The sequence below is a fragment of the Arthrobacter sp. ISL-69 genome (genome assembly GCF_018613775.1).
In the GTDB taxonomy this organism is placed as follows: domain Bacteria; phylum Actinomycetota; class Actinomycetes; order Actinomycetales; family Micrococcaceae; genus Arthrobacter.
Map to the genome: position 1 here is coordinate 75602 of NZ_JAGGPO010000015.1, position 12166 is coordinate 87767.

The 12166-nt window shown below is 63.8% G+C and carries 8 protein-coding genes; all 8 read right to left on the bottom strand.

Annotated features, from left to right (window positions below):
- Positions 1-44: 44 nt before the first annotated feature.
- Entirely contained in the window at positions 45-731 is a 687-nt protein-coding gene (locus J7I79_RS10165; RefSeq protein ID WP_214952833.1) for a hypothetical protein, read from the bottom strand.
- Positions 732-1150: 419 nt separating this feature from the next.
- On the bottom strand, positions 1151-2710 hold the full coding sequence (gene metG, locus J7I79_RS10170) for a methionine--tRNA ligase (RefSeq protein ID WP_214952836.1): 1560 nt from the start codon (positions 2708-2710) through the stop codon (positions 1151-1153).
- Between the two features lie 66 nt (positions 2711-2776).
- Positions 2777-3532, bottom strand: coding sequence for an ABC transporter ATP-binding protein (locus J7I79_RS10175; protein ID WP_214952839.1), 756 nt, complete (start codon positions 3530-3532; stop codon positions 2777-2779).
- Positions 3529-6324 carry an ABC transporter permease gene (locus tag J7I79_RS10180; RefSeq protein WP_214952841.1) on the bottom strand — a complete coding sequence of 932 codons (2796 nt, stop codon included), beginning with the start codon at positions 6322-6324 and terminating at the stop codon, positions 3529-3531. The genes J7I79_RS10175 and J7I79_RS10180 overlap by 4 nt, the downstream gene beginning before the upstream one ends.
- Before the next feature lie 208 nt (positions 6325-6532).
- Positions 6533-8122, bottom strand: a complete 1590-nt coding sequence (gene serA, locus J7I79_RS10185; protein WP_214952843.1) for a phosphoglycerate dehydrogenase — start codon at positions 8120-8122, stop codon at positions 6533-6535.
- Positions 8123-8248: 126 nt separating this feature from the next.
- Positions 8249-9274 carry a ketol-acid reductoisomerase gene (gene ilvC, locus J7I79_RS10190; RefSeq protein ID WP_214952845.1) on the bottom strand — a complete coding sequence of 342 codons (1026 nt, stop codon included), beginning with the start codon at positions 9272-9274 and terminating at the stop codon, positions 8249-8251.
- A gap of 118 nt (positions 9275-9392) precedes the next feature.
- Complete coding sequence (gene ilvN, locus J7I79_RS10195) at positions 9393-9905, bottom strand: acetolactate synthase small subunit (RefSeq protein WP_055796055.1); 513 nt, start codon at positions 9903-9905, stop codon at positions 9393-9395.
- Positions 9906-9907: 2 nt separating this feature from the next.
- Positions 9908-11809, bottom strand: a complete 1902-nt coding sequence (locus J7I79_RS10200; RefSeq protein WP_104175367.1) for an acetolactate synthase large subunit — start codon at positions 11807-11809, stop codon at positions 9908-9910.
- Positions 11810-12166: the final 357 nt, after the last annotated feature.

The window sequence follows — 12166 nt, forward strand, 5'->3', positions numbered from 1 at the left end:
GCGGGTGCCGTAACTTCACGGCACCCGCCCCTGGGTTGAGTATCCTAGCCGTTCGCGCCGCGGGAGCGCAGGCCGCCCTTCACGAGCACCCAGGCGCCCACTGCCGTAAAGAGTGCGGTCAACCCGGCCAGCCAGGCCGGGATCCCGGTGCCGGGGCTCCCCACAGCAGTCTGGACGTTGTAGCCCACGTTGCTCGCTGCCGGAACAGCTCCGGCAGCAGCCCCCCGGGACATTGACGCAACAGGCGCCACCGTTGCCGCGGCCGGCGGGACAACCGCAGCCGGTGCAGCCGCAGGCGGCACGGCGGCAGGCGGCACTGCGTCCGGGACGACAACGGCCGCCGGCACAACTCCGTCAACAGTCTCCACCGGCCCGGGATCAACAGGGCCAGGGTCCACCGGGCCGGGATCGACCGGGCCCGGGTCCACCGGGCCTGGGTCCACCGGAACGGGCGGCGCCACGCAGTTGTTAGCCAGCAATATGAGGTTCGCAGCCGAGAGGTTCTGCCCGTTTGGAATGTCATTCCCCACGTTCACGGGCACAATGTCGGCGGTATCACCGACGTGTGCAGCCAACGCATTGAGGCTGATGGTTTCCAGGAGGTAGGGGTTTGACCCAGAGTTCGTGGCATGGCAAATGGTGATCTTGTCATTGGGGGCGGCGTTCGCTGCAACTGTGGCACCCATCAGCCCCAGCCCCACCACCCCCAGTGTGGCGATAGTGCGTTTCATTTTCGGTCCCTCCATAGCAATTCCGATTCGAACCGACCAGACTGCGTGGAGTAACCGTCTTGAGACCAGGAACTGCTAAACCTGCGTGAGACCTCAACAGCGAAATGAACGGTGACAGTTACTCCCCAGACTTCGTCATCAGTTCGCTTGCCTTTTCAGGCTAGGTTTGCGGCGAACGTTAAACCCGAGTAACAGGTACGCGATTACCCGGCCGGGCACGGCTGCCAATTACCTGCTTCATGAATATATTCACTCGCATGCATAGGCTGAACTACTTGGAAGCAGTACCTGCATGCTGCTGCCCACGGGTGACAGGAACCGTCGAAAGAGTGCCCAAAAGAACGCTCCCCCACCCTGTCGAAAAGGGTGAGGGAGCGTCGGGTATTTTGCTGGTGACGTACCGGAACAACCGGCGGGAACTACACTTCGGCGGGTTCCTCGTACTTCGGGAAGATCGGCGCGGGAGCGGGCAGCTCCGTGCCGGGAACCAGCGGCGCGGGAATCGCCGTGAACAGGCGGGCATCGCCGTCGGGCTGGCCGAGGGTCCCCAGCAGCGCGGAAGACGCCGTCGGCATCACCGGCTGGACTAGGATGGCCACGATCCGGAGCACCTCAAGCGTCACGTACAGCACCGTGTTCATGCGCTCGACGTCGGTCTTCCGCAGCACCCACGGGGCCTGCTCGGCGAAGTATGCGTTGGTGTCGCCCAGGACACTCCAGATCGCTTCCAGGGCACGGCTGAATTCCTGCTTCTCGAACGCAGCCCGGGCGGCGTCCAGCAGGCCGTTGGCCTGGGCCAGCAGGGCGGTGTCCTCCGCCGTGAAGTCGCCGGGGACCGGAACCCGGCCCTCGCAGTTCTTGGCGACCATGGACAGTGAGCGCTGCGCCAGGTTTCCGAAGTTGTTGGCGAGGTCCGAGTTCATCCGGCCCACAATCGCTTCGTGGTTGTAGCTGCCGTCGGCGCCGAAGGGAACTTCGCGCAGGAAGAAGAAACGCACCTGGTCCAGGCCGTACTGGGCCACGAAGTCCGCCGGCGCCACGACGTTGCCCAGGGATTTGGACATCTTGACGCCGTTGTTGTGCAGGAAGCCGTGGATCATGATCCGCTTGGGCAGCTCCAGTCCGGCGCTCATCAGGAACGCCGGCCAGTAGATGGCGTGGAACCGGGAGATGTCCTTGCCGATCACGTGGACATCCGCCGGCCAGAACTTCTGGAACGACTCGGAGTCAACGTCCGGATAGCCCACACCGGTGAGGTAATTCGTCAGCGCATCCACCCACACGTACATCACGTGCTTGTCGTTGCCGGGAACCGGAACACCCCAGTCGAACGTCGTGCGGCTGATGGAGAGGTCCTCCAGCCCGCGCTTGACGAAGCTGATGACCTCGTTGAAGCGGGACTGCGGGGCGCCGAATTCCGGATGCGCCTCGTACAGGGCCAGCAGCTTGTCCTGGTAGGAGGAGAGCCGGAAGAAGTAGCTTTCCTCGGCCGTCCACGTCAGTTCGGTGTCCGTCTCGCGGGAGTAGCGGAGGCCGTCTTCCTTGACCACGGTCTCGTCTTCGACGTAAAACGCTTCGTCTCGGACCGAGTACCAGCCTTCGTACTTGGACAGGTAGATGTCCCCGTTGGCCTCCATCTTCTTCCAGATGGCCTGCGAAGCGGCGTAGTGGTCGTCGTCCGTGGTCCGGATGAAGCGGTCGTACGAAATTCCCAAATCAGCGTGGGCAGCCTTGTAGATCTCGGCGTTCCGGTCCACCAGCTCCTTGGGCGTGACGCCTTCCTTCTCAGCAGCCTGCGCAATCTTCATGCCGTGCTCATCGGTGCCGGTCAGGAAGAAGACGTCAAACCCGTCCAGGCGCTTGAAACGGGCCATTGCGTCGGTGGCAATGTACTCGTACGCGTGGCCGATGTGCGGTACACCGTTGGGGTATGTGATGGCAGTGGTGATGTAGAACGGGGTTTGGGCTGAAGACGACACTCTGGGAAGTTACCTTTTTTCGGAAGCGGTGGCTGGGCCGGCAGACGGGAAACGCTACCCCTAAATCTAGATCAGTTCGGTCAGGGTATCGCTGAGCCGGACAAGTTCGTGGTCATGTGACGCCACCAGGACAGCAATACCGTCGGACGTGGTGTCCTTGAGGATGCTGATGATGCGGTTGGCCGACGTGCGGTCCAGGCTCGCGGTGGGTTCGTCCACTACCAGGACCCGGGTTCCCAGGATGAGTGCGCGGGCAATCGCCACGCGCTGACGCTCACCGCCGGAGAGCTGGGCGGGGCGGTGCCGCATGCGCCGGCCCAGTCCCACCAGGTCCAGGAGGTCCTTGGCCATGTCGCGGCGCTGGTCCACTTCGCCGTCCGGAACGGCGGGCAGCAGGACGTTCTCCAGGGCGCTCATGCCGTCAATCAGGGCGCCGCCCTGGTCGACGTAGCCGATCAGGGCCCGGCGGCGGTCGGCGATTTCGTCGTCGCCCATGCTCTCGAGGGACTGGCTTTCCCAGAAGACACGGCCCGACGTCGGCAGCGTCAGTCCCGCGCCGACGGTCAGGATGCTGGTCTTGCCGGAACCGCTTCGGCCGGCGACGCAGTGCATTTCGCCGGCGTGGAGGGTCAGGTCGAAGCCCTCGACGACGTTGACGGCGTCGGCTCCGCCTTTCTGGCCGCCGTAACGGATGGTGATGTTGCTCAGTTCCAGCGGGGTCCCGTGGTCTGCGGCCTTCAGGATGGTGTTGGCACGGGTCTGGAGCGAGCCGTCCCCGGCGTCATCCTGGGGAATCCGGTCGAGATTCACGTCGTTGTTCATTGGACCACTTTCGTTGCAATTGGAATCCAGCAAAGTACAGCCACGAGTCCGGCCACTGCGGCCCAGAGTGCGGCATAGGGTGCAAGCAGCAGGCCGATGCCGAGGGCGCCCACCACGCCGAGCGGCAAGGCCACCGTGCCCACGAGGGCGTTTTCGAACAGCCGGACCTGGCCGAGCATGTCGGGGTTCCAGCCCATCGCTTCGAGCGTGCCGAGGTACTGCCGCTTGGCCTGGAGCTCAAAGCGCCCGGTGACCAGGGTCAGCACCAGGCCCACGGCCACTCCGGAGAGCGCCAGGACGATGCTGGGCAGCGCCACACTGGCCGCGGCAAGTCCGCTCAGGGCGCTCGCGCCGGCAGCCCGGGGAATGTCGATCAGCAGTGCTATGAGCCCGCCCACTGCGGCCCCAAAGACACCGACCGCGACCGCAAGGGAGATGGTATTGAACTTGTTGGTGCTCAGCTGGCGGTTGGCGAACGTGAGCGGGGAGTCCACGGCGATCAGCCGCTCGTCGTGCTGCGGTTCCTGGTCCACTTCGTCGCGGTGCCTTAGCTGCCTCGCCGCAAAATAGGCCGCGGCGGCGTAGAGCACCAGGACCGATGCCGAGACGATGACCGTCGCGATGTTCCAGCTCACGAGGCTCAGGACGGTGCCGGCAATTGCCAGGAGGCTGGCTCCCACGGCGAATTCGGCAAGCACCCAGCTGCGGATCCTCGTCTGGGTCCAGCCCATGGCCCGCAGCGTGCCGGCCTCTAGGCGCCGTTGACGGATGTAGCTGACGGTCGATGCGCCGGTAAGCAGGGCCGCCCCGATGAGCGTCAGGAACAGGAGCGTCAGGTTCGTTCCGGTCAGGGAGCCGGAGACGGCATCAGCCGCATCCTGGCGAACCCAGGACTGGGTAACTGTGCCCAGCGCGGATTCCTTGCCGGCGTCGTCCTTGGAGTAGCCCGGAACAAAGATGTTGGCGTCTTCACGCGCTGAGCCGGCAACAACGGTGGCCTCGAGGCCCATGTCGCGGATTTCGTTGGCGAGCTGCTCGACCTCAGGCTGCGACTGCTTCCAGCTTCCCGGCGCCTTGGCACGGACACGGATAGCGTCGATGACGGATGCGTTCTCTTCGTATCCCCGCGCTGCGGCGAGGCCGTAGTAGTCGGTGATGGCGCCGGCGGACTGGCTGACCAGGCCCGTGGCGCTCAGTGACGGCTTGAGTTCCGTGTTTTCGACCTTTTTCCCCTGCGCGTCCTCCGTCAGGGTAAGTGGTGTGGGGTCGTAGCCGCCCAGCGGCAGCCGGTTGATGTCACCGGCGGCTTCCTGGACCTTGTCGGCGTCGAATGTGCCGTAGACCATGGCAAGCGGGGCGGCGAGTTTGCTGCCCGTCTCCAGGCTTTCGCGGTAGGAGCGCTCGTCGACCGGCTCACGCTGGGTCTGGTCGACCGGCGCGCCGCCGGCACCCTTCTCCGGGAGCCGGTTGACGGTCACCCACTCCCCCGGTGTGGCGGTCTTGTCCACAGCACCGTTTCCGGCGGTGGAGCCATCGGTGTATTTGGGAGCCGACGCGAAGTCGGTGCTCCAGGTCGCGGGGTTGTAGAGGCCCTGGCTGAAGTTGCCCGTGTTGCCCAGGAGCTTGGAGTAGTCCTGCGACCCGGGCCAGGAGAGCGCGAACGGCGACTTGGAGACGAACGGGAGGTAGTCCTTGTCGAGGGAGCGGGTCACGGTGCCCACGTCCTTGACCACGTTTCCGGAATCGTCGATTTCCTCGATCTTGACCGAGTACTTGAGGTCCAGGGAGGTGCCGGAGCGGACGATCAGCGGGATGGCCTGGGAATCGGCGGTGAGCTGGCCGTCCCGCTTTGCCTGCTGGTACTGGGTCATCAGCGGCGCCCAGTACTTGAGTTTGACGCCGAGGAAGTCCGGCCCCTCTTCGAGCTCTTTCATGCTGATTCCGGTGGTGAACAGGCTTTCGAAGTGCCGGCCGATCGCACCGGCGTTGCGGGCGTCCGCCGGCGGAGCCTTTTCGAGCGGTGCCAGGAAGTCACCGGCAGTGCCCAGCAGGGCACGCTCGGACACGGGGTCGACGGCGACGACGGACTCCGTCACCTGCGGCGCCAGCGGCAGCGACACCGACAGATTGAAGAGGTTGTGTTCGGAACCGCCAGCGGGAGCCGGGAACTTGACGCCGGTCTCGCCGTCGGGGCCCGCGATGCGGATGCTCTTACCGCCGGCGGTCTGCTCTTCGATGAGCCTCGCCTTGCCGAGCGAGCCTTCGGCCATGGACTTGAACAGGGTCTGTTCCGACTTGCCGTCCGAGCTGACGGCGCTGGCGGTCATCCGGTATTTCTTCGCATCGTCGGTGAGGACGGACTCGGCTGCCGGCCACTTGCTGGGGTCGGTTGCTCCCGGTTCCCCGGCGGTGGCGGTGCCTACGAGTCCGGCGTTGAATCCCAGGTAGTCCATGGCGTCAAGACGCGGGGACTCCAGGTTCTGCGATACCCGTGACACCAGGCTGATCGGAGCCGCCACGGACGTGCCTGAGAGCTTCCTGATGCCATCCATCTGGTCGAAGCTGATGCCGCCCTGGCCGTTGGCGATTTCCGGCTGCATCAGCGTTCCGCCGGATCCGGCCTTGGCCTGGACCAGGATGTCATAGAGGCCGCGGGAATTCTCGTCGACTGTTCGGTTGAGCGCCGCCTGTGACTGGCCCTGGACGAGGACGGACAGGCACATAGCGACGATCAAAATGGCCGCGGTCAGCAAAAGCACTCGGCTTCTGATGAACCTCTGGACGGCGTTCATTGGGCTCCCTGAAAGCTGGATTGCGTGTGTGCACACCTCAGTCACACCTAGTTAGGCGTGAAGGCGTCCCCTGCCGGGTGTGCAAAAAATAATGGCCGGTCTGCCGGCCGGATCCGAAAATCGGACCCAGCCATTGTACGCAGACCGGCCAATCATACGTGGCAGAAGTTAACCTCTGTCACAGGAAGTTCACCGAGTAGGCGGGAGGTCAGTCTTCGAGATCGACTTCGCGCACCATTTCGGCACCAATACCGGCCTTGATTGCGTCAAGAACCTGCTGCGGCACCGAGCTGTCGATGGTCAGGAGCGCCAGGACCTGGCCACCCTCCGCCTGGCGTGCAACCTGCATGCCGGCAATATTGATGTTGTTCATGCCCAGGATGTGCCCGATGGTGCCGATCACGCCGGGGCGGTCGGCGTAGGCCACCACCACCAGGTGCTCGCTGATCGGGATTTCCACCTCGTAGCCGTTGACGCCCACGAGCTTCTGGATCTGCTTGGGGCCCGTCAGAGTCCCGGCCACGGAGATCTGGCTGCCGTCGCTCAGGGCGCCGCGCAGGGTCAGGACGTTGCGGTACGACTCGGTGTCCGGAGTGGTGATCAGGCGGACGTTGATGCCGCGCTGCTCAGCAATGACCGGAGCGTTGACGTAGGAGACCTGTTCGGTCACGACGTCCGCGAAGATGCCCTTGAGCGCGGCCAGTTCCAGCACCTTGACGTCCAGCGAGGAAATCTCGCCGGCCACTTCGACGTCGAACTGGGTCAGCGATGCGTGGGTCAGTGCCGTGAAGATGCGGCCCAGCTTCTCGATCAGCGGGATGCCCGGGCGGACGTCCGGAGCGATGACGCCGCCGGCAACGTTCACTGCATCGGGAACCAGTTCCCCGGCCAGTGCCAGGCGGACGGACTTGGCCACGGAAACGCCGGCCTTTTCCTGCGCTTCGTCGGTGGATGCGCCCAGGTGCGGGGTCACCACGACGTTGTCCATGTCAAAGAACGGCAGGTCCGTGCTGGGTTCCTTGACGAAGACGTCGACGCCGGCTCCGGCGATCTCGCCGTCCTTCAGGGCCGCGTGGAGAGCTTCCTCGTCCACAAGGCCGCCGCGGGCAACGTTGATGACGTAGGCGGTCTTCTTCATCTTCTTGAACGCCTCGGCGCCGAGCATGCCCACCGTTTCCGGCGTCTTGGGCATGTGGATGGTGATGAAGTCCGACTGGGCCAGCAGTTCGTCCAGGGTGACCAGCTGCACGCCCAGCTGAGCTGCGCGGGCCGAGGTGATGTAGGGGTCGTACGCCAGGATCTTGGTGTCGAAGCCCTTCAGGCGGGCTGCCACGAGGGCGCCGATCCGGCCCAGGCCGATGATGCCGATCTTCTTCTCGTAGAGTTCAATGCCCGTGTACTTGGAGCGTTTCCATTCTCCGTCCTTGAGAGCGGCGCTGGCCTGCGGGATGTGGCGGGCGAGGCTCAGGATGTGGCCCACCGTGAGTTCGGCGGCAGAAACGATGTTCGACGTCGGTGCGTTGACCACCATGACACCGGCCTGGGTGGCGGCCCTGATGTCGACGTTGTCCAGGCCGACGCCGGCGCGGGCAATAACCTTGAGGTTCTTGGCCGCGGCGATGGCCTCGGCGTCCACCTGGGTGGCAGAGCGGACCAGGATAGCGTCAACATCCGCGATGGCTGCGAGCAGCTGGGAACGGTCGGCACCGTCGGTCTGGCGGATTTCAAAGTCCGGGCCGAGGGCCTCGACTGTGGCGGGGGAAAGTTCTTCGGCGAGCAGTACTACGGGTTTTGACACGGCTGATCCTCTGCGTTGCAGTCCGGGGGATAAATCAAGTCTAGGCTGACGGAAAGGCCGGGCTCACATTGTTAAGTGTGAACCCGGCCTCACTGTTGTCTTCTGCCTGGCGGCTGAATGCCGGGCTTAGCGGGCTGCCGAGCCCTCTACGTAGTCCTCGTCCTGCTGCTGCCAGGAGAACAAACCGCGCAGTTCGCGGCCGACGGCCTCGATCGGGTGCTGCTCTGCCTTGGCGCGCAGTGCCTTGAACTCAACGCCGCCGTTGTCCTGGTCCTCGATGAAGCGCTTGGCGAACGCGCCGTTCTGGATGTCGGCGAGGACAGCCTTCATGTTTTCCTTCACCTCGGGGGTGATGACGCGCGGGCCGGAGACGTAGTCGCCGTATTCTGCGGTGTCGGAAACGCTCCAGCGCTGCTTGGCGATGCCGCCTTCCCACATGAGGTCAACGATGAGCTTGAGCTCGTGCAGGACCTCGAAGTAGGCGATCTGCGGCTGGTAGCCGGCCTCGGTCAGGGTCTCGAAGCCGTACTGGACCAGCTGGGACACGCCGCCGCACAGGACAGACTGCTCGCCGAAGAGGTCGGTTTCGGTCTCTTCAGTGAAGGTGGTCTTGATAACGCCGGCGCGGGTGCCGCCGATGGCCTTGGCGTAGGACTTGGCCAGGTCCCAAGCGGAACCGGAGGCGTCCTGCTCCACGGCGATGATGTCCGGGATGCCGCGGCCGGCTTCGAATTCGCGGCGCACGGTGTGGCCCGGAGCCTTCGGGGCGATCAGGATGACGTCAACGCCCTCCGGTGCCTCGATGTAGCCGAAGCGGATGTTGAAGCCGTGTGCGAAGGCGAGTGCCTTGCCCGGGGTCAGCTTGTCCTTGATGGAGTCGTTGAAGATCGAGCGCTGGTACTGGTCCGGCGCCAGGATCATGATGACGTCGGCCCATTCGGCGGCGTCTGCGACGTTCTTCACCGAGAAGCCTGCATCCTCGGCCTTGGCGATCGACGACGAGCCTTCCTTGAGGGCGATGGTCACTTCGACGCCGGAGTCGCGCAGGTTCAGGGCGTGGGCGTGGCCCTGGGAGCCATAGCCGACGATTGCAACCTTGCGGCCCTGGATGATGGAGAGGTCTGCGTCGTCGTCGTAGAACATTTCAGTCACTTGCGTAACTCCTTTTGAGTGGATTCTCTGGTGTGTAAATAGTCTGTGGTTTTGCGGTACTGCACGGGCTTTGCGCCGCAGGTGAGGCTGTGCCCCGCCTGTGTCTTAGGCTGTTGCCTTACGCGGAGCGTAGTGCCCTGTCACTCATGGAGCGGGATCCCCGTCCAACGGCCAAGGTGCCGGACTGCACAATTTCGCGGATGCCGAAGGGCTCGAGCACTGAGAGCAGTGCGGTGAGCTTTTCGGGGTGGCCGGTTGCTTCAATAACGACGGAGTCTGTGGAGACGTCGACCACTGAAGCGCGGAACAGGTCTGCAGCCTGGGTCACCTGCAGACGAGTTGCGGCATCCGCACGTACCTTGACCAGGATGTGGTCACGCTGCACGGAAGATTCTGAGGTGAGTTCAACAATCTTGATCACATTGACAAGCTTGTTCAACTGCTTGGTGACCTGTTCGATCAGGTCACCATCGGCGTCGACGACGACGGTCATCCGGGACATGCCCGGAACTTCCGTCGGGCCGACGGCCAGGGAATTGATGTTGAAGGCCCGGCGCGCGAAGAGGCTCGCTACGCGGGTCAGCACACCGGGTTTGTCTTCGACCAGAACGGACAGCGTGTGGCGGCTCATGATCAGTCCTCCTCTTCCCATTCCGGGGTCATGTTGCGGGCGACCTGGATCTGGTCGTTACTCACTCCGGCAGGCACCATCGGCCACACCATGGAGTCGGGGCTCACCACGAAGTCGATGACCACGGGGCGGTCATTGATTTCAAGGGCCTTCAGGATGGTGGCGTCGATGTCCTCGTCGCGCTCGCACCGGAAGGATGCGCAGCCGTAGGCCTCGCCCAGTTTCACGAAGTCCGGAATGCGGACTGTCTCATGTCCGGTGTTCAGGTCGGTGTTCGAGTAGCGGCCTTCGTAAAAGAGGGTCTGCCACTGGCGCACCATTCCCAGCGAGGAGTTGTTGATGACGGCAACCTTGATGGGGATCTTGTTGATGGCGCACGTGGCCAGTTCCTGGTTGGTCATCTGGAAGCAGCCGTCACCGTCGATGGCCCAGACCACGCGGTCCGGTTCGCCCACCTTGGCGCCCATGGCAGCCGGGACTGCGTAGCCCATGGTGCCGGCTCCGCCCGAGTTCAGCCACGCGTGGGGGCGTTCGTATTTGATGAACTGTGCCGCCCACATCTGGTGCTGGCCGACGCCTGCCACGTAGATACCTTCGGGACCCGTCAGGGCGCCGATGCGCTCAATTACGCGCTGCGGCGCACTGAGGCCGTCCTCGGGCTCCGTCCAGCCCAGCGGATACGTTTCCTTCAGGTTGTTCAGGAACGTCCACCAGTTGTCCAGGTCCGGCTTCCCGGAAACCTCGAACTGCGTCTTCACGGCTTCGGTGAGTTCCGGAATGATCTCCTTGACGGATCCCACGATCGGAACGTCCGCCGTGCGGTTCTTGGAAATCTCGGCCGGATCGATGTCCGCGTGGATGACCTTCGCGTTGGGCGCGAACGTCTTCAGGATGCCGGTCACCCGGTCATCAAAACGGGCGCCCAACGTGATGAGCAGGTCGGACTGCTGCAGCGCTGTCACGGCGGAGACCGTGCCGTGCATGCCCGGCATGCCGACGTGCTGCGGGTGCGAGTCCGGGAATACGCCGCGGGCCATCAGGGTGGTTACGACGGGCGCGCCGGTGATTTCGGCGAGTTCCCGCAACTCTGCCGAAGCGTGCGCCTTCACCACGCCGCCGCCGACGTAGAGCACAGGCTTGCTGGCCGCGGCAATCAGCTTCGCTGCTTCGCGAACCTGCTTGTTGTGGCCGCGGACCACCGGGCGGTAACCGGGAAGGTCAATCTTGGGAGGCCAGGAGAAGGTCATCTGGCCCTGCTGCGCATCCTTGGCAATGTCCACCAGCACCGGACCGGGACGGCCGGTGGAAGCAAGGTGGAACGCCTCCGCCATGACGTGCGGGATGTCGCTGGGGTCGGTCACCAAGAACGAGTGCTTGGTGATCGGCATAGTGATGCCGACGATGTCCGCTTCCTGGAAAGCGTCCGTACCAATGACTCCGCTGGACACCTGGCCGGTGATGGCCACGAGCGGCACGGAGTCCATGTGGGCATCCATGATGGCGGTAACGAGGTTGGTGGCCCCGGGGCCCGAGGTGGCAATGCAAACGCCAACCCGCCCGGTAACCATGGCGTAGCCTTGCGCGGCGTGGCCGGCTCCCTGTTCGTGACGGACCAGGACGTGATTCATCCTGGAAGCCATCAAGGGGTCATAGGTGGGCAGGATCGCGCCACCGGGCAAACCAAAAATATCGTCCACGCCGAGTTCTTCGAGCGAGCGGACAATAGCTTGTGAACCGGTCATCACCGTCGGGGGTACGACGTTGTTCGGCCCAAGGACAGGAGAGACAGCAGCAGCGTGGTCGACACCGGCATCGGCCGTGCGGTCGGCGCGTTCCGGAGCTTTAGGGGCTCCAGCGGACTTTGTAGCCATCAGCGAGGGGCTGATCGGCGATCCTTTGCTCATCGGACTCTTCCTTTGTGGATCTTCATTAGCGGGTGGTTCTCATGGCGGATTCAATTACTGCAACAAATAAAAAAACCCCTCAGCCTGGTGGCTCTTCGAGGGGTTGCGCGTGACGGTTCGTTACCAGTCGGGCTATTGAGCCACGCGCTTGGTAAGGACGACGAGGATGTCGGCGGTAACGAATGCGGTCATGCGTTCAGTTTTCCCTCTCTGTGAGACACGTGTCAACGACGACGGCGCGCGTCTCACAGTGTGGACGTCATTGTCCACCAATTGGCCGCCCCTCCCAACTGACTCGCAGCTAACGCTCCGAAAAGCGCGTTTGCGGAGGTTAACTGCCAGTCAGTTGGGTTAGCG